At 64.5% G+C, this 23616-nt stretch carries 21 protein-coding genes and 1 riboswitch; of the genes, 12 read left to right on the top strand and 9 right to left on the bottom strand.

The genetic code is table 11. From position 1 onward, the window contains the following. Nucleotides 1-144 precede the first annotated feature (144 nt). On the top strand, nt 145-2535 hold the full coding sequence (locus E5162_RS08085) for a TonB-dependent receptor (protein ID WP_135944698.1): 2391 nt from the start codon (nt 145-147) through the stop codon (nt 2533-2535). A 160-nt stretch (nt 2536-2695) separates the two neighbouring features. Beyond that, nucleotides 2696-4411 (top strand): alkaline phosphatase D family protein, encoded by a 1716-nt coding sequence (locus E5162_RS08080; protein WP_135944696.1) that lies wholly within the window; start codon nt 2696-2698, stop codon nt 4409-4411. 63 nt (nt 4412-4474) lie between these two features. Here the strand turns inward: E5162_RS08080 and E5162_RS08075 are convergent, their stop codons facing one another. Further along, the gene (locus tag E5162_RS08075; RefSeq protein ID WP_135944694.1) at nt 4475-4891 is read right to left on the bottom strand and encodes a DUF4168 domain-containing protein; all 417 of its coding nucleotides are present in this window, start codon (nt 4889-4891) and stop codon (nt 4475-4477) included. A gap of 182 nt (nt 4892-5073) precedes the next feature. Then, the gene (folE, locus tag E5162_RS08070; protein WP_135944693.1) at nt 5074-5703 is read right to left on the bottom strand and encodes a GTP cyclohydrolase I FolE; all 630 of its coding nucleotides are present in this window, start codon (nt 5701-5703) and stop codon (nt 5074-5076) included. Between the two features lie 285 nt (nt 5704-5988). Between folE and cysS the strand changes: the two genes are divergently transcribed. The 6 genes from cysS to E5162_RS08040 all read left to right on the top strand — a co-directional run bounded on the left by cysS (nt 5989) and on the right by E5162_RS08040 (nt 11588). Next, the gene (gene cysS, locus E5162_RS08065) at nt 5989-7377 is read left to right on the top strand and encodes a cysteine--tRNA ligase (RefSeq protein WP_135944691.1); all 1389 of its coding nucleotides are present in this window, start codon (nt 5989-5991) and stop codon (nt 7375-7377) included. A gap of 43 nt (nt 7378-7420) precedes the next feature. Beyond that, a complete protein-coding gene (locus tag E5162_RS08060) occupies nt 7421-7861 on the top strand; it encodes an iron-sulfur cluster assembly scaffold protein (RefSeq protein WP_135944689.1) in 441 nt (146 codons plus the stop codon). 95 nt (nt 7862-7956) lie between these two features. Next, nucleotides 7957-8304 carry a membrane protein insertion efficiency factor YidD gene (yidD, locus tag E5162_RS08055; RefSeq protein WP_135944687.1) on the top strand — a complete coding sequence of 116 codons (348 nt, stop codon included), beginning with the start codon at nt 7957-7959 and terminating at the stop codon, nt 8302-8304. Between the two features lie 11 nt (nt 8305-8315). After that, on the top strand, nt 8316-9197 hold the full coding sequence (locus E5162_RS08050; RefSeq protein ID WP_135944685.1) for a glycosyltransferase family 2 protein: 882 nt from the start codon (nt 8316-8318) through the stop codon (nt 9195-9197). A 442-nt stretch (nt 9198-9639) separates the two neighbouring features. After that, nucleotides 9640-10935: an AAA family ATPase gene (locus tag E5162_RS08045; RefSeq protein ID WP_135944683.1), complete on the top strand. Its 1296-nt coding sequence runs from the start codon at nt 9640-9642 to the stop codon at nt 10933-10935. Beyond that, nucleotides 10935-11588 carry a hypothetical protein gene (locus E5162_RS08040; RefSeq protein ID WP_135944681.1) on the top strand — a complete coding sequence of 218 codons (654 nt, stop codon included), beginning with the start codon at nt 10935-10937 and terminating at the stop codon, nt 11586-11588. Before E5162_RS08045 ends, E5162_RS08040 begins: the two co-directional genes overlap by 1 nt. Before the next feature lie 61 nt (nt 11589-11649). On the opposite strand, the gene thiC is transcribed toward E5162_RS08040, so the two are convergent. Both thiC and E5162_RS08030 read right to left on the bottom strand, forming a co-directional pair. Next, nucleotides 11650-13518: a phosphomethylpyrimidine synthase ThiC gene (gene thiC, locus E5162_RS08035; protein ID WP_135944679.1), complete on the bottom strand. Its 1869-nt coding sequence runs from the start codon at nt 13516-13518 to the stop codon at nt 11650-11652. An 86-nt stretch (nt 13519-13604) separates the two neighbouring features. Continuing rightward, nucleotides 13605-13704, bottom strand: a riboswitch (TPP riboswitch). Nucleotides 13705-14021: 317 nt separating this feature from the next. Continuing rightward, nucleotides 14022-14411: a hypothetical protein gene (locus E5162_RS08030; protein ID WP_135944677.1), complete on the bottom strand. Its 390-nt coding sequence runs from the start codon at nt 14409-14411 to the stop codon at nt 14022-14024. 178 nt (nt 14412-14589) lie between these two features. On the opposite strand from E5162_RS08030, the gene E5162_RS08025 reads away from it, so the two are divergent. Further along, on the top strand, nt 14590-15384 hold the full coding sequence (locus tag E5162_RS08025; RefSeq protein WP_135944675.1) for a class I SAM-dependent methyltransferase: 795 nt from the start codon (nt 14590-14592) through the stop codon (nt 15382-15384). Between the two features lie 53 nt (nt 15385-15437). Beyond that, nucleotides 15438-16577 (top strand): acyltransferase family protein, encoded by a 1140-nt coding sequence (locus tag E5162_RS08020; protein ID WP_135944673.1) that lies wholly within the window; start codon nt 15438-15440, stop codon nt 16575-16577. 5 nt (nt 16578-16582) lie between these two features. On the opposite strand, the gene E5162_RS08015 is transcribed toward E5162_RS08020, so the two are convergent. Together E5162_RS08015 and E5162_RS08010 are read right to left on the bottom strand one after the other, a co-directional pair. Beyond that, a complete protein-coding gene (locus E5162_RS08015; protein ID WP_233342068.1) occupies nt 16583-17872 on the bottom strand; it encodes a dipeptidase in 1290 nt (429 codons plus the stop codon). A gap of 75 nt (nt 17873-17947) precedes the next feature. Beyond that, complete coding sequence (locus E5162_RS08010) at nt 17948-19237, bottom strand: adenylosuccinate synthase (RefSeq protein WP_135944671.1); 1290 nt, start codon at nt 19235-19237, stop codon at nt 17948-17950. A gap of 158 nt (nt 19238-19395) precedes the next feature. Between E5162_RS08010 and E5162_RS08005 the strand changes: the two genes are divergently transcribed. Beyond that, nucleotides 19396-19995: a hypothetical protein gene (locus E5162_RS08005; RefSeq protein WP_135944669.1), complete on the top strand. Its 600-nt coding sequence runs from the start codon at nt 19396-19398 to the stop codon at nt 19993-19995. A 9-nt stretch (nt 19996-20004) separates the two neighbouring features. Here the strand turns inward: E5162_RS08005 and E5162_RS08000 are convergent, their stop codons facing one another. The 3 genes from E5162_RS08000 to gluQRS all read right to left on the bottom strand — a co-directional run bounded on the left by E5162_RS08000 (nt 20005) and on the right by gluQRS (nt 22751). After that, on the bottom strand, nt 20005-20571 hold the full coding sequence (locus E5162_RS08000; protein ID WP_233342067.1) for an acyloxyacyl hydrolase: 567 nt from the start codon (nt 20569-20571) through the stop codon (nt 20005-20007). Between the two features lie 44 nt (nt 20572-20615). After that, nucleotides 20616-21776: a phosphoserine transaminase gene (locus E5162_RS07995; RefSeq protein WP_135944667.1), complete on the bottom strand. Its 1161-nt coding sequence runs from the start codon at nt 21774-21776 to the stop codon at nt 20616-20618. 96 nt (nt 21777-21872) lie between these two features. After that, nucleotides 21873-22751: a tRNA glutamyl-Q(34) synthetase GluQRS gene (gene gluQRS / locus E5162_RS07990; RefSeq protein WP_135944665.1), complete on the bottom strand. Its 879-nt coding sequence runs from the start codon at nt 22749-22751 to the stop codon at nt 21873-21875. Between the two features lie 107 nt (nt 22752-22858). On the opposite strand from gluQRS, the gene E5162_RS07985 reads away from it, so the two are divergent. Beyond that, nucleotides 22859-23518: an alpha/beta hydrolase gene (locus E5162_RS07985; protein WP_135944663.1), complete on the top strand. Its 660-nt coding sequence runs from the start codon at nt 22859-22861 to the stop codon at nt 23516-23518. Nucleotides 23519-23616: the final 98 nt, after the last annotated feature.

Raw genomic sequence — 23616 nt, 5'->3', positions numbered from 1 at the left:
AACAAGACCCGGCTTGCTGCGGTGCGTCAAAGAGCTGTCATCGTCCCGTCTCCAGACTGTCACGCAAACTGCCTAACAGCCTCGCGATCAGTCCCGCGCCTTTCATGGCGATGGGGTCTTCTACAGCGAGGGGAAACAAACATCATGTCTTTCAAGCTTCGTCTTCTCAGTGCCGCGTCTATCACGCTGGCCGGCTTCACGCCGGTGGCCGTGGCGCAGGCCGGGTCACAATCGGCAAACCCGCTCATCTCCGACGTCATCACGGTGACGGCGCAGAAGCGCGAACAGTCGCTGGCCGAAGTCCCTCTCGCCCTGACCGCGCTGGGTGCCGACCAGCTCGACGCACTGGGCATCGAGCAATTCGACGATCTGTCCGATTTCGTGCCGGGTCTGGAAATCCAGGAGCAATCGCCCAACAACCCGGGCTTCGTGATCCGGGGCATCACCTCCGATAGCGGCGGCGGCGCCGATGCGGCACGCGTGGCCGTGTTCCAGGACGGGGTGTCCATCACCAAGTCGCGCGGCTCCTATGTCGAGCTGTTCGACATGGAGCGCATCGAGGTCGCCAAGGGCCCGCAGCCGACCCTGTTCGGACGCGGCGCGCTGATCGGCGGCATCAACCTCATCCAGAACAAGCCGGATCTCGACGCGTTTGCGGCGGAAGTCTGGGCCGGGGCGGGCAGCTATAACCGGCTCGAGTTCGGCGGCATGCTCAACATGCCCGTGACCGACACGTTCGGCCTGCGCTTTGCGATGATCGACAAGTCGCGCGACGGCTATGTCGAAAGCGTGCTGACCGACGAGGACTTCAACTCGGTCGACCTGACCGCCTACCGCCTGTCAGCGCGCTGGGAGCCGACCGCGGACCTGTCGGTCACGGTGATCGGCAACTACCAGGAAGATACGCCGGCCGGGACGTCGTTCAAGTCCAATGCGATCGCGCCCTTCCCCGGCGGTTCGCTGGAGGCGTGGGAGCCGGCCGCGCTGAACACGTTCGGAGGCTTTGAAGAAGGCCGCGATCTGGGTCTGGAGCGCGAAGTTTACGGCGTCACCATCCTGACCGACTACGAGATCAACGACATGTTCTCGCTGAGCTCCATCACGGGCTGGCGCGGGTTCGACTCCCTTGAAATCTTCGATCCGGACGGGTTCGGGGCCGAGCTGCTGGTCGTGGGCGAAGACGCGGTCGGCCAGCAATGGAGCCAGGAGCTGCGCCTGAACTACGACAATGGCGGACGCCTGACCGGCTTTGTCGGCGGGTCCATCTTCGAGGAAGAAGCCAAGCAGCGCATTCCGCTGGCGACCAATGAGGGCGTGGCCCAGGCCTTCCAGGCCGGCGTCATCGCCGCCGGCGCGGGTGCCACCGTCGCCCAGATCGAGGCCCAGCTGGCCCTGATGGGCGTGCCGGGTGCGCAGAATTTCGACAATCCGTTCAATCCGCTGATGATCTCGGTCCCGGCCTTGTTCACCACCGGCCAGATCGTGCCGCTGCGCGATTTCTACCTGGAAGAGACGGCGAACTTTGGCGAGAACACCGCCTATGACATCTTCGGCGACGTGTCCTACCAGCTGACCGACCGCCTCGAGCTGACGGCCGGCCTGCGCTACACGCGCGAAGAGAAGACCGCCTCCATCTATGGCGGCAGCCTGGTCGGCCCGAACCGCATCACCTTCGGCCAGACGCTGTTCCTGCCGTCCACGAACGGCCAGTTCATGAATTCGGGCCAACGCGATTTTGACGACTTCACCTGGCGCGTCGCAGCCAACTATACGGTGTCGGACGAGCTGAACGTTTGGGCCAACTATGCCCGCGGACGCCGCCCGGACGTCATCAGCTTCAGCGGCGGAAACTTCGTCGAGGTTCCGGCCGAGCTGGTCGACAGCGTGGAAACCGGGGCGTTCTGGACGCTGGAAAACACCACCATCCAGGCCTCGGTCTTCTATTCTGAATACGAGAACTTCCAGACCAGCCGCTTTGAACCGAACCAGGCCGTCTTCATCACCGACAATGCGGGCCTGGCCACGCAATACGGCTTTGAAGGCCAGCTGACCCACGCGTTCAATGACATGCTGTCGATGTTTGCCAGCTACGCCTACAACCACGCCGAATTCGACGACACCGACGACGAGGGCAATGCCCAGGAGTTTGCGGGCAACTCCTTCCGCCTGTCGCCGGACCATGCACTGGCCATCGGCCTGCAGGCGCGCTTCGAGATGCCGACGGGGGGCACGCTCTCCTTCCTGCCGACCTGGAGCTGGCAGAGCGAGGTCTTCTTCGACAACGACAATGACCGTCCCGACCTGCAAAGCAGCGACGCGGTCCAGGACGAGCTGCAGGGCGAATACGGCATCGTCGACTTCAAGGTCCGCTACGAAACCGGAAGCGAAGCGCTGTGGGCCGAGGCCTTCGTCGATAACCTGCTCGATGAGGAATACATCATCGATGCCGGCAATACCGGTGACAGCTTCGGCATTCCGACCTTCATCGCCGGCGCGCCGCGCATGGCCGGTGTCCGGATCGGCGGCCGCTTCTAGAGCTGGACTGGCCTGACGCTGGGGGGATTAGCGGGGGCTGATGCGCGCCGGGACGGGTTGAGGGGCCCGTTCCGGCGCTGCGTTTTTGGGCCTGCCTGCTTGCCACCGGCGTGCGGGCGGCCAAGAGTAAGCAAACAGAAAAAAGCCGGGGAGAGCATCCATGAAGATTGGCGAGATTACGCGGCGCGGCGCGCTGGCGGGGGCAGGCGGCCTGACGCTGGCGGCCTGCTCGGACAGCCGGCCGCAGGCCGAACCGCTGGCGGTTGCCGAGGGCGCGTTCAAACATGGTGTGGCGTCGGGCGATCCGGACCAGACCAGTCTGGTGGTGTGGACAGCCCTGACCGGGACGCGCGCCGATGCGCCCGTTCGTGTCGAGGTGTCGGCCGACGAGCGTTTCTCCGAGCTGGTCTTCGAGGGCGAGACCGCACCGGCCGGGCCTGCGGTGACGAGCCCGGATATGGAGCCGGCGATTCCCTACAAGGCGCTGGTCGAGGGGCTGGAGCCGGGACGCGCCTACATGTTCCGTTTCGTGCGCGATGGCGAGTACTCCCCGGTCGGGCGCACCCGCACCCTGCCGGACGGCCGCGTGGACGAGTTCCGGATCGCGGCGTTTTCCTGCTCCAATTATCCGGCGGGCTTCTTCAATGCCTATCGCGATGCGGCCGGGCGCGAGGATGTCGATCTGGTCGTCCATCTCGGCGATTACATCTACGAATACGGAATGGACGGGTATGCGACCGAGGATGCGGAGGCGCTGTCGCGCGTGCCCGATCCGCGCCGCGAAATCGTGACGGCGGACGATTACGGTCGGCGCCATGCGCAATACTGCCTCGATCCCGATTTGCAGGCGCTCAAGGCGCGCGCGCCCTGGATTGCCGTCTGGGACGATCACGAGACCGCCAACGATGCCTGGAGCCGCGGCGCGCAGAATCACAATGAGGGCGAGGGCGAGTGGACCGCGCGCCGCGATGGCGCGCTGGCCGCCTACTATGCCTGGCTGCCCGTGCGCGACGCCGAGCCGCGCCACGCCCGCCAGGGCGCTGTCACCATTGGCGATCTGGCAACGCTGGTCCTGATGGAGACCCGTCTGTCGGCGCGCACCGAGCCGGTCGACTGGTCGAGCTTTCCGGTCCCGGTCGATGCCGATCCCGAAGACCCTGAAGTCGCCGAAGCCGTCCAGCGCTGGCGCGACGAGGTGATCGGCAATCCGGCCCGCGAGATGATGGGCGAAGCCCAGCTCGCAGCATTCTCGCAGACGCTGCGGGCCTCGCGCGAGGCGGGCCAGCCCTGGCGGGTCCTCATCAACCAGGTGATGATCGCGCCGAAGACCATGCCCGATTACACTCGCCAGACGCCGCTCTGGCTGCGCTTCGCGATGCGCATGATTGGCGGACAAGTGTGGGAAACGGCTCAGCTATCGCGCTTCTCAATCCCGATGACGCTGGACGACTGGGACGGGTTTCCGGCCGAGCGCGAACGCCTGTATGCGGCGGTGGCCGAGGCCGATGCGGATATTCTCGTTCTGACCGGGGATACGCATAATTTCTGGTGCAACGACCTGGTCGACGGGCAAGGCACACGGCGCGGGACCGAATTTGGCGTGACCTCGGTCACCAGCCCGTCCGACTTCGAGTATGTGAATGCGCCCGGCGTCGATTTCGGTGCGCTGACGACAGAGCGCAATGCCCACATCCTTCATCACGAGGTCTACACCAAGGGCTATGTGCACCTGACCTTGAACCGCGACGGGGCGCAGGCCGATTTCGTGTCGGTGTCCGATATCAAGAGCCGGGACTTTGTCGCGGGGATCGACAGCCGGTGGCTTGTGCGCCCGGCCCATGGCAGCGAGCCGGTTCAGGTCGAACGCCTGGCCTGACACAGAAAACGGGCGGCCAGCCGGCCGCCCGTTTCACTGTCATGCACAGAGGTGTGCGGTGCCTTAGCGGCCGCTCTCGGACTGCGATTGCGCTTCGGCCTGGAGGCGCGCGGCGACTTCTTCGTCGGTCTGCGCGGCTGCGGCGATGCGCTGGTACTGGCTGGCCGTGAGACCGGCTTCCTCAACCGCGATGACCAGCTGGCCCTGGGCTTCCTGCTGAAGCGCGGCCGCATCTTCCTGGCTTTCGGCCGCCTGGAGCTGGGGCTGGTATTCGGCAATCACGGCCTGGATGGAGGTCGCGGCCTCGATGAAGGCTTCAACCTGGGCGTCGGTCAGTTCGGAATTGTCGATCGGCTCGACCTGCATCTGGCCTTGCGCCTGGCCTTGAGCACCGGCACCGGCCTGGGCGAGGGCAGGGCTGGCAGCGGCGAAGCTCATGCCCGCGGCGGCGAGGGCGGCAGTCAGCGTACGGGTAATCATGAATGCGTCTCTTTGGTTGCGGATGTCTGTCGTGTGTCAACGCCCACCTAACAATCCTGATCCATGCACGCGACACCCGAGCTGCGAACGCCTTGAAATCGTCACAAAAAACGCCCGCCGGAGACGGGCTCCGGAGGGCGCTTTCCATTTGATCCGAAACGCGTTTCAGCGCGGAGCGAGCGCTAGCGGGCGTTACGCTCGCACAGGCGCATGAAACGCTCGCGCAGTTCGGGATTGGCCTTGAACTCGCCGGTGAAGGTTGTGGTGACCGTCGAGACATTGGGGTGATGGACCCCGCGCGTGGTCATGCACTGGTGCTTGGCATCCACGAAGACCGCAACGCCGCGCGGCTTCATCGCGCTCTCGATCACGTCGGCGATCTGGGCCGTCATGGTCTCCTGCGTCTGCAGGCGCTTGGAGAAGATCTCCACCACCTTGGCGATCTTGGAAATGCCGACGACGGCGCGGTCGGGCAGGTAGGCTACGCAGGCCGTGCCCAGGATCGGGGCCATGTGGTGCTCGCAATGGCTCTCGACGTCCATGTTGGTCAGCATGACCATGTCGTCATAGCCCTGCACGTCCTCGAACACCTTGCCGAGCTCGGCGGCGGCGTCCTTGGTGTAGCCGGCAAACCATTCCTCATAGGCTTTCACGACGCGCTTGGGCGTATCCAGAAGGCCTTCGCGGCGCGGGTCGTCACCGGCCCAGCGCAGCAAGGTGCGCACGGCCTCTTCGGCTTCGTCGCGCGAGGGGCGTTCAACACCGGACGCCGAAGCGGCGTCGAGCACAGTTTTATCGGTAAGGGCGTCCATACTCACGTGGATCCTTTCGTTGTCGGGTTGCGGCCCGCGCGGTCCGTTGCGCGGTGCCGGTGTAGTTCCGGTTTCCGGATCCAGCACAGGAAGTAGCTGAAGGATCAGCCCGTCTTTGCGCCGGGTCGTTCGATGGCCGGTGTATTCATGGCCATTAGATATGTTGCATGCACGCCGTTTCCACTGCAAACAGCGCGGATAGTCGAGAGCGCGGTGTCTACCCAATTCTGGCGGTTTAGGCAAAGCGCCTTGTCCGCTTTTAACACTGATGTGATGACACCGACCATGGCTCTGAAGCTCTACGACACGGCAAGCCGGACCAAGCGCGACTTTGTGCCCCAGGATGCAGGCCGGGTGACGCTGTATGTGTGCGGGCCGACCGTGTATGCGCCGGCCCATGTGGGCAATTTCCGGCCCGAGGTCGTCTTTGACGTCCTGTTCCGGGTGCTGCGCCATCGCTATGGCGAGGACCAGGTCCTGTTCGCGCGCAACTTCACCGACGTCGATGACAAGATCAACGCGGCGGCCGCGCGCGAGGGCGTCGATATTTCGGTGATTTCCCAGCGCTTTACGAAAATCTATCTGGACGATGCCGCGGCGCTGAACGTGCTGCCCAAGACGTTCGAGCCGACTGCGACCGGGCATATGGATCATATCGTCGCGATGATCGAACGCCTGGTAGCGGACGGATTTGCCTATGCCGAACAGGGCCATGTCCTGTTCTCGGTGAAGGCCTACGAGGCCTATGGCGGCTTCTCGCGCCGGCCGCTGGAAGACATGCTGGCCGGAGCACGCGTCGAGGTCGCTCCCTACAAGCGCGACCCGGGCGATTTCGTGCTCTGGAAGCCGGCCAAGCCGGGCGAGCCGAGCTGGCCCAGCCCGTTCGGCGAGGGGCGTCCGGGCTGGCATATCGAGTGCTCGGCGATGATCGAATCGCAGTTGGGAGAGACAATAGATATCCACGGGGGCGGGGTGGATCTGGTGTTTCCCCACCATGAAAACGAGATTGCCCAGTCGGCCTGCGTCCATGGCGGCAAGGCGCTGGCCAACTACTGGCTTCATAACGGCTTTTTGTCGATGAACGACGAAAAGATGTCGAAGTCGGAAGGTAATATCGTGACGGTTCACGAGATGCTGGCGCGCGGAATCAAGGGCGAATCGGTGCGCTACGCGCTGCTATCCGGGCAGTATCGCGCCCCGCTGGACTGGGACAATCTGCTACTCGAGCGCGCTCTCAAATCCCTGGACCGGTTATATGGTGTGCTTCGGCGCCTGGGCGGGGTCGAGGCGGCGTCCGGCGCCGAACCGGGCGCGGTGCTGACCGCGCTGCACGACGATCTGAACACGCCCAAGGCGCTCGCCGCCCTGTTCGAGATCGCGGGCCGGGCCAACAAGGCCGGGGATAAGGACGCGCAGTCTGCCGCAAAGGGCGAGCTGCTCGCGGCCGGTTCGCTGCTCGGTCTGCTTCAGGAGGATCCCGATGCCTGGTTCGGCCTGGACAGCGTGGATCCGGACGAGCGTGCCGAGATCGACGCGCTGATCGAGGCGCGGGCCGAGGCGCGCAAGGCGAAGGATTTTGCCCGCGCCGACGAGATCCGCGACACGCTGACCGCCAAGGGCGTCCAGATGGAAGACAGCCCCGAGGGCAGCATCTGGCGCCTGTCGCGCGGCTGAGCGCGCTCTTGAAACGGACAGCGCGCGAGCGGACATAGAGGCCATGACCAGCGAGACCTCATCCGGGCCCTATTCCAGCGACGTGCTGCGCCTGGCCGCCGACATTCCGCGCATCGGCCGGCTGGCCGATCCCGATGCGAGTGCGCACCGGGTCGCGCGCCTGTGCGGCTCCACGCTCGATCTCGATCTGAAGGTCGAGGACGGCGTCGTCACCGATCTCGGACTGGAGGTGCAGGCGTGCGCGCTGGGCCAGGCCGCCGCCAGCGTGCTGGCGTGCGAGGGCGTCGGGGCCGGTGTGGGCGAGGTCTACGAGGCGCGCGATGCGCTCAAGGCCATGCTCAAACAGGACGGACCGGCGCCGCAGGGCCGGTTTTCCGCCCTGGCCGCGCTGCAGCCCGCCAGGGACTATCCGGCCCGTCACGGCTCGATCCTTCTGGCCTTCGAGGCGGCGTGCGAGGCGCTGGACCGGCTCGACGCGCGCTAGAACGCGCACCATCATGACACTGACGGATGTGAAGACTGGACAAATCTGTCCGGTCCGGGCCAGTAAGGCGCGCTTTTCGCGCGGCAAGGGTGACCATGCCCCATTCAATTGAAAAGCCGGGCCTGCCGGCGCGCGCCGGATTGCTGGCGATCGCGGTCTACCAGCTGGCCCTGTCGCCGGTCCTGTATGCGTTCGGGATCAGGTGCCGGCACGAGCCGTCCTGTTCGCACTACACCGCGGACGCGCTGCGCCTGCACGGGCTGTGGCGCGGCGGCTGGATGGGGCTTGGCCGGTTCTTGCGCTGCCGCCCTGGCGGGACGCACGGGTATGACCCGGTGCCGGAGAGCGCGGGGCGTGCGGCGTGGTGGAAAATCTGGGCGTTTCGCGAGCGCCCGGTTAAGGTGAATCACTCGGGCTGCGGAACGCGGCACGACGGGGGGTAGAGGACACAGCGTTGGCCAGGGCGAGCACTTCCGGCGAGACGATCTCGATCAGCGTTGTCATGGTCAGCTGGCATAGCGGGCCGGTTCTGTTTGAGTCGCTGAACGCCGCGCTGGCCGCCGCCGACGTGGACGAGGTGATCCTGGTCAATCACGGCAACCCGGCCGTTGACGTGGAGACTCTGGAGGCGCTGGACACGCGCGAGACACGCCTGACCCTGATCCATAGCGGCGGCAATCTGGGCTTTTCCAAGGGCTGCAATATCGGCGCGAAGGCGGCCCGCGGCACGCATCTCCTCTTCATCAATCCCGATGCCGTGCTGTCGCCGGGCACGGCGCAGCGCATGGCCCGGACCGGGGCGGGCCTGACAATGCCGTGGATCGTCGGCGCGCGCATTCTCGACCGCGACGGCCACGAACAGCGCGGCGGGCGCCGGGGCGAATTGTCCCTGGCCAGCACCTTCATCAGCTTTACCGGCCTGTCCCGTCTCGTGCCGGGCTGGCGCGACATACACCGCGAGAACGAGCCGCTGCCCGACCGGCCCGCCGAGATGCCCTGTGTCTCGGGTGCCGCGCTGATGATGAGCCGGGCCGGCTTCGAGCAGGTCGGCGGATTTGACGAGCGCTACTTCCTGCATGTCGAGGACGTCGAGCTGTGCCGCCGGGTGCGCGATGCCGGCGGTCAGGTCGTGTTCGATCCGGGCGCCGAGCTCGTCCATTACGGCTCGACCAGCCGGGCCAGCATCTTCTTTGTCGAGCGCCACAAGTTTGACGGGCTGATCCGCTATTTCTGGGACTATTCCGGCCCGCTGGAACGCGTCGGCGTCGCGCTCGCCGCCCCCTTCGTCTGGCTCGCCCTGATGAGCCGCGCCGCCCTCATCGCCCGGCGGCGGTAGGGGGCGCCCTACGCTCTCTGGGTCCCAGCGTCCGCTGGGAAAGAGAGGAGGGAGACTTCCCCCCACCGCTTGAGCGCAAGAGCTCCCTGTCACCCCGGACGCCGCAGGCGATCCGGGGCCTCGCGGCGGTGCCGGGTATGAGCCTGCCTCCCTCACGAGGTCCCGGATAACCGCGACGCGGTTTCCGGGATGACAGGTTTGCAGGGTGGGGGAGGTTCTGGGGGGCGTGTGGCTGGTGGGCGGAAATGGGTGTGTGTCCCCGACTATCGCAATATCTTATACAACGTTTATGTCGAAGGATTATAGTGATAAGCGTTCATCCGACGAGCTAGCGGCGGGATCGGCTCTGGGCCGCGTCGTCGAAAGTCCGATCTAGGCCCGCCTGAGCGCCAAACTTAAAGCCCCGAATGCTGGTTCGACGAAGAAAGAAAACAAGGCCTATATGCTTAGACGAATTGAAATATCCCGCTTTAAGTCAATTCATCATGCCGACATAGAGCTCGGCGAGGTGAATATTTTTATCGGGCCAAATGGTTCTGGAAAATCTAATATACTAGAGGCCGTTGGAATTCTCGCGTCCGCATTGGGCCGAGGCTTGGCGCCACAAGACTTAGACTATAAGGGCGTTCGGCTGTCTACGCCACGATTATTCAAGTCATCATTTCGTAATCAAAATATTCCTAAGACATTTCAATTAATTGGCCATTTCGATAGGTTTACTTATAAATGCACCCTCTCTGCTGGCGGTGCGAGTCGAAATCTGAGCTTTCATTCAGAGTCTCTTTACGTGGATGGGGGGCTAGTGATTGGCCGGAGTCCCCACGGCACTAGGCTTCATAAACACAAGAAGGGCTTCGACTGGGAGGAATTCCGGGAAGAAATTCCTCCTCACAGGGGGGCTTGGGATGTGCTCGGCCCATTTGCGGATATCCCCGATGAAGTGGAAGCGGAAATAAACGCTTTCTCGCGTTACGTTATTTACTCGCCACAGACGGCGGTTATGAGGGGCTTGGCAACCGATAGCCGCGTTATTGAACCGCTCGGCTTAACTGGTTCCCGGCTTGCGACCGCATTCAAGGAGACACTGTCTGAGAAGCAGCGAGTTCAAGGCCTTGAAAGCAAGAAGCGCTTTGAAGACATTCTTCAGATCATCTGGGCGCCGGGATGGGCAGACCGCATAAATATTGGTCGACGAAATGATGATATTGTCCCCCCGCAAGTAAAAACAGAGGGAGAGGTTATCTATATACGCGATAAATATATGAAAACAAGTTTCAACATGCTTTCTCCTTATGATGCTAGCGAGGGAACTCTATACCTCATATTTGTCGCGACCCTGCTTTCTCATCCAGAGGCGCCAACCTCCTTCGGTCTAGATAACGTTGACGGTACACTCAACCCCGGCCTTGTCAGGAGGCTAGTAGATCACATTGTTAAGGTTTCATCGGAAGGGGCTGAAGACTCTAAGCCTAACAAGCAAGTTTTCCTAACATCTCACAATCCGACTGCATTAGATGCATTCGACATATTTGACTCAAATCATGCGGTATTTGTCACAACCAGACGAATGCAAGTTAAAGGGGTTCGCCTTGATAGCCATGAAATCATCGGTGAAACAAAATTTAGGCGCCTAATTCCGCCAGAGGGAATGACCCCTCAGAAATGGAATGAAAGGGCCCGAGGTAAAAACTTGTCTGAATTGTATATCTCTAATGAAATTCAGGATGCACTAGGCTAATGCATATTGGATTAATCGCAGAGGGAAAATTTGATAGCAAGGCGATTCCCGAATTTCTGGGGACGCTATTGGAGGAATCCCCAAGGATATCAAGAATTTTTCCCGACTTAGATGCGACAGGCACTGACGAATATGTACCCGGTGGATGGACTCAATTGATTGAGCGCCTTCGATCCGAGGCGTGTTATGGGTTGTCGGCACGGTTTGAGAGCGGTTTGTTCTCGGATCAACCGCCTCTTGATTTATTGGTTATACACTTGGATCTCGATATCGCGAACTTGTTTTTCCAAATCTATAGAAATACTCCCCTAGCGTTTGATGGCGAAGCGGAGAAAGTAGACAAATTTCAGGACGCGATCCGAGATTTTCTTGTAGAGCTGGATGTTGACGCTCCGCTAGATCGAATTGTATTTGCTACACCCGATCCATGTACAGATGGTTGGATGCTCTTGGGTATATCGGCGGATATTGATTCGGTGTGGGGAGTACCATCTAGCGATGTTAAATCCTTACTTCGACAGGCAAGGAACGGTTGCTATGCTAGTCTTGATAATTATCGCCACATAGCATCTGATGCAGCAGCGAACGCGGCGCAGATAAGCAACCGTAGTGCGTCTTTTAGATGTTTTAGAGAGGAACTGAGCAGGCCGTAATTACTACGGTGCTTTTGAGTTTTGAAGATGTCAAAAATCATTGTTGGTATTTATTACTTTATTATTCCTTATCCACATAAACTTCACCCCCCATCGCCTTGAACTCCTCCGCCTTCTCCGCCATGCCCTCTTCGGCTTCTTCCAGCTCCGCGCTCGTATTCGGCGACCGCGCACTGCCAAACTCGTCGCGGATTTCCTGGGTGATTTTCATCGAGCAGAATTTGGGGCCGCACATGGAGCAGAAGTGCGCGACCTTGTGGGCGTCTTTCGGCAGGGTCTGGTCGTGGAAATCGCGGGCGGTGTCCGGGTCGAGGGAGAGGTTGAACTGGTCTTCCCAGCGGAACTCGAACCGGGCGCGGCTCAAGGCATCGTCGCGCAGTTTTGCGGCCGGGTGGCCCTTGGCGAGGTCGGCGGCGTGGGCGGCGATTTTGTAGGTGATGACGCCGGTCTTCACGTCGTCGCGGTCGGGCAGGCCGAGATGCTCCTTCGGCGTGACGTAGCAGAGCATGGCCGTGCCGTACCAGCCGATCATGGCCGCGCCGATGCCTGAGGTGATGTGGTCGTATCCCGGTGCGATGTCGGTGGTGAGGGGCCCGAGCGTGTAGAAGGGCGCCTCGCCGCAGGTTTTCAGCTGCTTGTCCATGTTGGCCTTGATCTTGTGCATGGGCACGTGGCCCGGACCCTCGATCATGACCTGGCAGCCGCGCTCCCACGCCACTTTCGTGAGCTCGCCCAGGGTTTCCAGCTCGGCAAACTGGGCGCGGTCATTGGCGTCCGCGATCGAGCCGGGGCGCAGGCCGTCGCCCAGCGAGAAGGTGACGTCATAGGCGCGCATGATCTCGCAGATCTCGGCAAAGCGCTCGTAGAGGAAGCTCTCCTTGTGGTGGGCCAGGCACCATTTCGCCATGATGGACCCGCCCCTGGAGACGATGCCGGTCACCCGGTCGGCGGTCATCGGCACATAGGGCAGGCGCACCCCGGCATGGATGGTGAAATAGTCCACGCCCTGCTCGGCCTGCTCGATCAGCGTGTCGGCGAAGATGTCGAAGGTGAGGTCCTCGGCCACGCCGCCGACTTTCTCCAGCGCCTGGTAGATCGGCACCGTGCCGATGGGGACCGGCGCATTGCGGATGATCCATTCGCGCGTGTTGTGGATGTTCTTGCCGGTGGACAGGTCCATCACCGTGTCCGCGCCCCAGCGGATCGACCAGACCATCTTGTCCACCTCTTCTTCGACCGACGAGGCGACGGCGGAATTGCCGATATTGGCGTTGATCTTCACCAGGAAGTTGCGCCCGATCACCATGGGTTCGAGTTCGCCATGGTTGATGTTGGCGGGCAGGACGGCGCGGCCGCGGGCAATCTCGTCGCGCACGAATTCGGGTGTGACGAATTCGGGGATTTCCGCGCCGAAGCTTTCGCCGTCGCCATGGCGCTCGGCGGCGCCGGGCAGGGCGCGGGCGCGGCCGAGATTTTCACGCTCGGCGGCGTAGATCATCTCGTCGGTGACGATGCCGGCGCGCGCAAAGTCCATCTGGGTGAGGGGACCGGAGCCGGTGGCGCGCAGGGGCTGGTGGCGCACCGGGAAGGCGCGGGCAAGATGCTTGCCGCGCGCGCCGCCATTATCGAGCGGTGAGGGCGGGCGGCCTTCATAGGTCTCGACGCCGCCGCGGGCGGTGACCCAATCGGTGCGGATGCGCGGCAGGCCCGCCTCCACGTCGATGGTCTGGGCGGTGTCGGTATAGGGGCCGGAGCAGTCATAGACGCGCACCGCGGGTTCCATCGCCGTGGGATGAAGCTCGACCTCACGATGGGGGACTTTGAGATGGGGCGCGGCCTCGGGCGAGGAATAGACGCGCTTCGATCCGGCGAGCGGGCCGGTGGTGACTTTCGGCGTCGCGAATTCGGATTGGCTGGATGGCTTGTTCATGGCGCTCTCCTGACGCGGGGCATGGCGCTGGATCGCCGGAGAGGAGAAGCGCAGGCGGCACGGGGGGTGAGCGGCAGTCGCGGCCCGGCCTGTCACATTTCCATCCCGACGCCAGCATGATCTGGATCCGGTTCAAAGGGTAAGGTCTCAGCCCCGGTTCGCACCGGGACACCCCCTGGAAGTCGCGGCCAGCATGTGCGAGTGCGCAGCGGCTGACAACCCCGACTTTCTGAACGCCGCGACAGCCACGCAGCCCGCCGGTTTCAGGCCGCCCGGAAAAAACATCCCTTGCGTGTATTTTTTCAGGAACCGGGGTCGGCGGGCCGCGTTTCGCTTTCAACACGTGAGACAGCTTTTCGGACGTCGCGGTACCCGTACCCTCCCCCCGCAAGGCCTCCGCCACGTCCGTCTCGCGTGCAGAGCCCTCGGGTGTGTGCTGTGTCCCGGCACACGCCCGGGGGTTCACTTGTTTCTGCCCCTGAAAACACGGCCTGCGCGTTCGCCTATGCGGCGAAGCCGGCCCAGGTCAGGCCCGCACCGACGAGCGCGACGACCAGGCCCCAGATCCCCGCCACATGCAAATTCTCGTCGAACGGGCGGGCCAGGACCAGCAGCCGGTTTCCCAGCAGGATGAGCGCCACACCCTTGAGCACGGCCAGCAGACCGATCACGCTGATCGTGACCGCCAGGACATGGCCCCACTGCCAGTGCAGGGCGAGGATGACGAGGCCGAACCAGAGCGCCATCACCCCGCCCATGAAGCTGAGGACCGGATCGGTGCGGTAGCGCGCGATGAACTCGCTGATCGTCTTTCGCCGCACCACGATCCCCAGTCCGGCGACGAGAAAGTAAATTCCGACAAGTCGTGCGAGCAGTGCCGTGATCTCGGTCATGAAAGCCTCCCGGTGATTAACCCTACTTTTCTTAGTAGTACTTATCGCTCGTCCCGTCATTCGATATTCGGGCGCACACCCGGCTTCTCACCGACGTGCCGCTCCGGCTTTGCCTTGTGCCGGCGCGCCGATATACAGGCTGCGGGCGCGCACGGGCGACGGGGGACGAGGCGACACGATGCTGCGACGGCTCAAATACACGCTCGTCGCCGATCTGTGCGACGCCGCGATCCGCTATACGCCGCTCTTCGATGCGCCGGACGGGCCGCCGGACCTGATCAATTTCGCGGGCGGCGGCGATTACCGGCAGGTCGGTGACAACACGGTGGCCCTGATCGAGCGCGAGACCGGACTGATGCCCGGCGACCGGGTGCTGGACATTGGCTGCGCGATCGGACGCAACGCGCTCGCCCTGCATCGCCGCCATGGCGAGGCGATCGCCTATGCCGGCTTCGATATCGTGCCGTTCGGCATTCGCTGGTGCCGGCGCTGGGCGCGCCGGCATGCCGCGTCTTTTCGCTTCGACCATGCCGATATCGCCAACAGCTTCTACAATCCGAGGGGGACGCTCTCGCCGGCCGAGTACCGCTTCCCTTACGAGGATGACAGCATGGATTTGTCGATCTCGACGAGCGTCTACACCCACATGATGCGGCGCGAGGTGGTGCATTACCTGAAAGAGAGCGCGCGCGTGACCGCGCCGGGCGGGCGGCTGTATGCCACCGCCTTCGTGCTCGATGCCGGGGCGCGCGACGCGCTCGGCCAGGGACGTGCCGCCTTCCGCTTCGAACATGTGTTCGAGGGATCGCGCGTCGAGGAGGCCGGCGCGCCGTCGGTGGCGGTCGGGCTGGACCCGGAGGTCTTCACCGAAACGCTCGGCGAGGCCGGTGCCCGGAGCGTGGAGATCCGGCCCGGAAGCTGGCGCGGCGGCGCAGGGACGGACTTTCAGGACATCGTTGTGGCGCGCTTCTAGGCGCACCGGCGCAAATCTTGCGAGGTATCGGGCGTATCTGAAGGATATCGCCCATGAGCGTCCCGTTTCGCGCCGCCTCCCTGCTGTCAGGCCCGCATGGCCGGATCGAAGACCGGTCCAACAATTTCACCGCCCTGCGCATCGCGCTCGCGGTCTTCATCGTGTACGGCCACGCCTTGATGCTGCCCTTCGGGGTCGAGCAGGCCGGGGCCTGGTTCGCCGGGATCGATGGCGCGGTCCAGTACGCGCTAGACGGCTTCTTCATCCTGTCGGGCTACATGCTGACCGCAAGCCTGTTCCGCGGAGCGTCGCTCTCCGGCTTTGCCGCTGCGCGCATCCTTCGCATCTTTCCCGGCCTCATCGTCACGGTCCTGGTGCTGTGGCTCATCGTCGGACCGATGGAGACCCGGCTGGGCCTCGGCGCCTATCTGCAACAGGCCCAGACCTGGTGGTTCCCGCTGGCGGTGATCGGGCAGATTTCGCCGCAGGCCACCTTGCCGGGCGTCTTCGACACTCATGCCATGACGTACATGAACGGGCCGCTCTGGACGATCCGTTACGAGCTGGCCTGCTATCTCGCCGCCGGCCTGCTGGCGGCTGTTGGCGTGTGGCGCAGGAAGGCCGGCGTGCTGGGCCTGACCGCGCTGGTCGTGGCCTGGTCGGTGATCGAGGCCATCGCGCCCTATACCGGCCCGCTGGACGACACGCTCTATGCGGCGGCGCGCTTCGGCGGCGGATTTCTCATCGGGGCGTCGGCCTTCGCGCTGCGCGACCGTCTGCCGCTGGGCGCAGTCCCGGCGCTCGCCCTGACCGGACTGGCGGTCCTGCTGGCCGGCACGCCGCTGGCCATGGTCTCCGGCCAGGTCGCCGTCGCCTACGTTCTGCTATGGCTCGGCTTCGTCCGCCTGCCCGGACGCGCGGGCGCAGCCGTGCGCGAGGTGGAGGATGTCTCCTACGGCATTTACATCCTGCACTGGCCCATCGGCCAGGTCGTGCTGAACGCCATGCCGGACATCGCACCGCACGTCTTGTTTGCAGCCATGCTGGCCGGCGCGCTGGGTGCAGGCTGGTTGCTGCGGCGCTATGTCGAGCTGCCGGCGCTGGCGCTGAAGCCGCGCCTGAGCGCAGTCTTCAGCACCGGCTTTGCCGGGCATGCCCGCACAGGGGCGCGCGCCGGCGTGCCTGCAGAGTAGAGGGTCTAGCGCGCGGCGGCCGCTTCGACCGCGCGCATGACGCGCAGCACGTTGCCGCCCCAGATCTTCGCGATGTCCTCTTCAGAATAGCCGCGCGCGATCAGTTCGGCGGTTACTGCAGGGGTCTGGGTCGCGTCGTCAAACCCGCCCAGACCGCCGCCGCCGTCGAAATCGGACGCGATGCCGACATGGTCGATTCCCGCGATCTCGACCGCGTGGTCGATATGGTCGACGAAGTCCGAGATCGTGACGTCATTGCCCGATGATGCGCGCAGCTCGGCCAGCCGGTCGCGATAGGTGTCGAAGACCTCCTGAGCGGCCGCCTCGCGCCCTTCGGGCGTATCCAGGCCCATCTCCCCGGCCAGCGCCTGCTCGGCGGCGCGCAGCGCGGGGTCGATCTCGCCGACATAGCCGCGGAAGGCGACCATCTGGGCGACGCCGCCATTGTCGCGAATGGCGCGCAACTGCTCGTCGTCGAGATTGCGCGGATGATCGAACAGCACCCGGACGCCGGAATGGCTGGCGATAACCGGCGCGCGCGACAGCTCGATCGACTCCAGCATGGTGCGCTTGCCCACGTGGGAGATGTCCACCATCACGCCGTGATCGTTGAGTTCGCGGATCAGGCCGCGGCCAAGCTCGGTCAGGCCGGGATCTTCGGGCGGATCGCCGGCGGCGAGATTGGGATTGGAGCTGCCCCCAAACTGGTTGTTGCCGAAATGGGTGACCGACATGTAGCGCACGCCGCGATCGGCCCACATCTCGACATTGGACAGATCTTCTCCCAGCGGCCAGGAATTCTCCATGCCGATCAGCGCGACGCGCCGGCCGGAGGCGTGGATGGCCTCGACCTCGTCGGCGGTCGTGGCGAGCGCGATCTGGTCGGGATAGGCCCGCACCATGCGCATGATCGCCTCATATTTCTCGTCGGCGATACGCGCGGCTTCTTCATAGCCGATCGGACTGATCGTGCCCTGGCCGACATAGACGATGAAGAAGGCGGCATCGAGCCCGCCGGCCCGCATCTTGGGCAGGTCGACCTGGGCGCGGGTAAAGCCGCCCGGATCGAGCCGGTAGGTCGCATAGCCCTCGTTGATGTCGACATGGGTGTCGAGCGTGAAGACGCGGTCGTGCAGCGCGCGGTCGCTGACCGGCAGGTTGTCGGCGCCGGACGCCTCGGTCCGGGCTTCGGTCCCGGCCTGACTGCCGGCAGAACCCGCCATGGCGGTGCCCGGCTGCATCGACGCACATCCAGCAGCCAGAGCCGCCAGCGAAATCACGCACAGTTCACGCATTCATCTCTCCCCGGATTGAATTTCCCGGGAGGCTAGAGAGGTCGGCGTGAGAGTGCAATCTGGCCGGTGCCGCGATCAGGCCTTGAACGGGTCCGCCATCAGGATGACGTCCTCGCGTTCGGGCGAGGTGGACAGCATCGCGACCGGGCAGCCGATCAGCTCCTCGACGCGGCGCACATACTTGACGGCGGCGGCGGGCAGGTCGGCCCAGCTTCTTGCGCCGAACGTGCTCTCGCCCCAGCCTTCCATCGTCTCGTACACCGGCTCGATCCGGGCCTGATCGCGGGTCGAGGCCGGCATACGGTCCAGGATCTCGCCATCCAGCTTGTAGCCCGTGCAAACCTTCAGCTCGTCGAAGCCGTCGAGGACATCGAGCTTGGTCAGCGCCACGCCGTGCAGACCATTCAGGCGCGCGCTCTGGCGCACCAGAACCGCGTCGAACCAGCCGCAGCGGCGCTGGCGGCTCGTGACGGTGCCGAACTCGCGCCCGCGCTCGCCGAGCCGCTGGCCGGTCTCGTCGGTCAGCTCGGTCGGGAAGGGGCCTTCGCCCACGCGCGTGGTGTAGGCCTTGACGATGCCCAGCGCATAGCCGGTCTTGCTCGGACCGACACCGGTGCCCGCGGCGGCCTGGCCCGAAACGGTGTTGGAGCTGGTCACGAAGGGGTAGGTACCGTGATCGACGTCGAGCATGGCGCCCTGCGCACCTTCGAACAGGATTTTCTCGCCCCGGTTCATCGCCTCGTCCAGCTCGCGCCAGACCGGCGCGGCGTAGGGCAGGATTTTCGGAGCGATCTCCAGCAGCGCGGCGACCAGCTCGTCGGCCTTGTAGGGCTCCAGGCCCTGGCCCTTGCGCAGCGTGTTGTGATGGTGAAGCAGATCGGTGACACGGGCGCGCAGCCCGTCCTCGTCGGCGAGATCGATCAGACGGATCGCGCGGCGCCCGACCTTGTCTTCGTAAGCCGGGCCGATGCCGCGCCGTGTCGTGCCGATCTTCATGCCGTCATCGCGGTTCTCGCGCGCGGCATCCAGGTCGCGGTGAACGGGCAGGATCAGCGCGCAGGTCTCGGCGATCTTCACAAGATCGGGGGTGACGTCCACGCCCTGGGCGCGCACGCGCTCGACCTCGTCGATGAAGGCCCAGGGATCGACCACGACGCCGTTGCCGAGCACCGACAGCTTGCCGCGCACGATGCCGGACGGCATCAGGGACAGCTTGTAGACGACCCCGTCCACGACCAGGGTGTGACCGGCATTATGCCCGCCCTGAAAGCGCGCGACCGCATCGGCGCGAAGGCTGAGCCAGTCGACGATCTTGCCCTTGCCCTCGTCGCCCCACTGGGCGCCGACAACCACCACATTGGCCATGGAAAAACTCCGCGTTTCTTCGATTGAAGTGCGGGACAACGGCTTATAGCGCGCCCGCGCTGCGGGCAAGCGTCAGGCGCGGCGCGCCCCTGTTTGCGCTTGGATTTGCCGCCCGTCCGGCGCATTATGTAATCAATCGAAAACCAGGAGGGCGCGAGATGCGTGTACTGATCATGGCCGGCGTGCTCGTCTGCACGGTCTCTTCCGGCCTCCCGGCTGCCGTCTCTCAGAGCGCGCCGCCCGGCTGCGCGCAATCGGAGCGTCACAGCGAGTTCGGCTTCTGGGTGGGCGAGTGGAATGTCTATGACCGCGAAGGCCGGTTTGCCGGCCGCAACGATGTTTCGCTCCGCTCTGGCGACTGCCTCATCGTGGAGGAGTGGGAGTCGGCAGGTGGGGGCGACGGCACATCGATGAATTTCGTCGATCCGGAAAGCGGCGACTGGCGCCAGATCTGGGTCAGCGCCAATACCCATATCGATTATTCAGGCGGGTTGAACGCGCGCGGGGAGATGATCCTTCGCGGAGAGATAAGCTATTTCGGCGGCGACACGGAGACGACAGCCGATTTTCGCGGCAAGTGGACCCCGCTGGAGACCGGCCGCGTGGTCCAGCATTTCCAGCAATACGATCCCGGGAGCGATAGCTGGCAGGACTGGTTTGCCGGAACCTATGTCCCGCGCGGCGACGATCCCAACGGGACCGAACCGGACGCCGATGCGACCGGCCCGGTCATCGAGACGCTGACCGGCTTCGACTAGCGCGCCGGCCTAACCGCCGAAATGGTAGCCGAGCCGCACGCCGAACTCGTCGAGCGCCTGGTTGCGTCCATTGCCCAGAATCTGGCCGTGAGAGAAATGCTCGTAATAAGCCCCGACCGCCCAGCGTTCGGTCATCATGTAGTCGGCGCCGACCTGGCTGCGGAACAGCCAGTCCGACCCGAGCAGGGCGCGGGTTTCGGCAATGCGGATGCGATAGGGATCGCCCGGCGGCAGATCGACCACGTCGCTCACGCCGTCATTGTAGGAGATGCCCAGCGAGCCCTCGATGCGCAGGCGTTCGGTCAGATGGCCGTCCCAGGCCAGACCGGCGGCGACGAGATTGGTATATCCCTGCGTGCTGAACGAGCCATAGAGATAGGGGCGCGGCGACCAGACCCGAGCGAGGAAATCGGGGCTGCTGAACAGCGCCTCGACCGAGACTTGCGGCCCGTCCTCGGCGTGATCCACGACATCGTGCGCGACCAGGCCGACGCGCAGCTCATCGAGCTGTGCCTCGGCGCCCGCTGCGCCAGCGATCAGAAGCGCCAATGCGCTGGCACCGGTTCGAATCATCATAAATTCATTTCCTCCCCGATGGCTCGTGCCTGCAACCCCGCGGGTCAGACGAGCTCCGATATCGCTTCGTGATACGCCCAATCGAGCCACGGGCCAAGCGCGCGCACGTCGTCGGTGTCCACCGTCGGTCCGCACCAGATGCGCAGGCCTGCCGGCGCCTTGGGATGCGGGGCGACGTCGAAGGCCGCCTCTTCGCGGTCGAGCAGCGCGGCCATCTTGCGCGACACGGCCCAGCGCTCCTCCTCGCTTTTGCCCTCCAGCGCCTTGCCGGAGAATTTCAGCGTGATGGAGGTGTGCGAGCGCGTGGCCGGATCGGCGGTCAGGTAGTCGATCCAGTCGCACGACTCCACCCAGTCGGCCAGCGCCTCGAAATTGGCGTCGGTGCGCGCCACCAGGCCCTCCAGCCCGCCCTCGCGCATCGCCCATTTCAGGGAGTCGATATAGTCTTCTGTCGCCAGCAAGGAGGGCGTGTTGATCGTGGAGCCCTCGAACATTTTGGAATCTTCTGCTGCCGCCTCGAACCATTGCAGGATGCGCGGGACGGGCCAGGCCGGCTTGTGCTCGGCGAGCCGCTTGCGGGCGCGCGGGCTGAGGACGGCGATACCGTGCTGGGCTTCCCCGCCCATGCATTTCTGCCAGGAGAAGGTCGTCACATCGAGCTTGTCCCAGGGCAGGTTCATGGCAAAGGCCGCCGAGGTCGCGTCGCACAGGGTCAGCCCTTCGCGATTCGCCGGGATCCAGTCACCGTCCGGGATGCGGACGCCGGACGAGGTCGCATTCCAGGTGAAGATGACATCGCGCGAGAAGTCGGCCTCGTCATAGTCGGGCGCGACACCGAACGGGGCTTCGAACAGGCGCAGATCGGAAAGCTTCAGCTCGTCGCGCGCATCGATCAGCCAGCGCCGGCCGAACTCGTCGCAGGAGAAGACGTCGACGCCGCGTGCACCGAGCAGGGACCACATCGCGCCTTCCATGGCGCCGGTATCGGAGGCCGGCGTGATGATGACGCGGTAATCGTCGGGGATTTCGAGCATGGCCCCGGTCCGCTCGATCGCCTCGGCCAGCCGCGCCTTGGGAATGCCGCCGCGATGGGTCCGTCCCAGCGGTGCGCCGGACAGTGCCGCCAGCTCCCAGCCCGGACGCTTCTTGGTCGGGCCGGAGGAAAAGCGCGGATCGGCGGGGCGGGTGGACGGCTTCTGGCTCATGACGACTCCCGGTCGGTCTTCAGGAAAACGAGGCGGCACTGTGCGATGCAGCACGGCAGATGAAAAGGCCCTGCGGCGACTTTTCCGGGATGGGGCTCAGGATGTCATACCGATACGTGTGCGGATCGATTGCGGTGTCTCGCCGGACTCGCGCAAGGCCTGCAACGTCAAGGACTTGTCGCGCTTGGCGAAGCGCTGGCCGTCCTCGTCCAGCAGAAGGCGGTGATGGCGGTAGCGCGGCACCGGCCAGTCCATCAGCGCCTGCAGCAGGCGGTGGACATGGGTGGCGAAGAACAGGTCCAGCCCCCGGACCACATGGGTCACACCCTGAAGCGCATCGTCGTGGGTGCAGGCCAGATGATAGCTGGTGCCGACATCCTTGCGGCCCAGGATCACGTCGCCCAGGGTTTCTGGCCGGGCGGGCAGCTCGCCATGCTCGCCCTGCGGCCCCTCGCCCTCCTCGATGAAGGTCAGCGCGTCGAAGCGCGATCCCAGCGCCTCCCGGCAGGCCCGCATGGACAGGCGCCAGGCGAAGGCATCTCCGCGCGCCAGGCGATCGGCTTCTTGTGCGGCACTCAACGGGCTTTCCGGGCCGGGATAGATCACGCCCTCCGGGCCCTCTCCGGGATGATGGGGTGCGCGCGCGATCTCCTCGGCGATCTCCTTGCGGGTCTTGAAGCAGCGATAGACCAGGCCGCGCGCCGCGAGTGTGTGCAGGACGCGCTGGTATTCAGGAAAATGTGCGCTCTGGCGGCGCACGGGCGTTTCCCACTCCAGCCCGAGCCAGGCGAGGTCCTCGAAGATGGCCTGTTCGAACTCCAGCGTGCAGCGCGTGACGTCGATATCCTCGACACGGAGCAGGAAGCGCCCGCCGGCCTCGCGCGCCGCCTCGAAGGCGGTCAGCGCGGAGAAGGCATGGCCCAGATGCAGGAGCCCGGTCGGAGAGGGGGCGAAGCGCGTGGTGAAGTCGCTCATGGGTCACCAGCTAGCATTTGCTGCGGGCGGAGCGAAGCGCGCTCTTCAAAGCGCGTGTTATCCGCCTATGATCGGGCCATCTCGATCAAGGGGTTTTGAGAGTTTCCATGATACTGATTGACGGACCGCGCATTGCGCCGCGCAGCGGCACGGCGAAGAAGCTGGTTGTGCTGTTTCACGGCTATGGCTCGAACGGGCAGGACCTGGCCGGGCTGGCACAGCACTGGGCCGGCAGCTTTCCCGACGTGGCCTGGGCCTCGCCCAATGCGCCCGAGCCAGTGCCCGGCGCGCCGGGCGGCTATCAATGGTTCCCGATCTCCAGACTCGATCCCGACCTGATGGAGGCCGGAGCCCGCTCTGCCGCGCCAACCGCGCAGCATTTCCTGGATTCCGAGCTGCGCCGCTGGTCGCTGACGGGCGAAGACCTGATCCTGGTCGGGTTTTCGCAAGGCACCATGATGGCGCTGCACTGCGGCCTGCGGCGCGAGACCGGGCCGGCCGGCATTATCGGCTATTCCGGCGCGCTGGCGGGGGCCGAACGCCTGAAGCAGGAGATAACGGCCAAGCCGCCAATCCTGCTGGTCCATGGCGACCGCGACGATGTGCTGCCTCCGGCCATGACCTTGATGGCGGCGCAGGGGCTGGCCGCAGCGGGCGCAGGCGCGGAGTTCCACCTCTCGCCCGGTTTGCCGCACTCGATCGGCCAGGACGGGCTGGAGCTCGGTGCGCGCTTTCTGAAAGCCGCCTTCGCCGGCCGGTATCGCTGAGCGTTTTCCAGAACTGTTACGGCGGTGTCACACCAACGTCATATGAGGTAAGTTACTCTCCTGACATCCGAGGTAGGCCGGACTGATTCGAAATGACG

Source organism: Marinicauda pacifica (genome assembly GCF_004793635.1).
GTDB lineage: Bacteria > Pseudomonadota > Alphaproteobacteria > Caulobacterales > Maricaulaceae > Marinicauda > Marinicauda pacifica.
The sequence above is the reverse complement of the archived record's forward strand: the minus strand, read 5'-3'. Positions and strand labels throughout refer to the sequence as shown.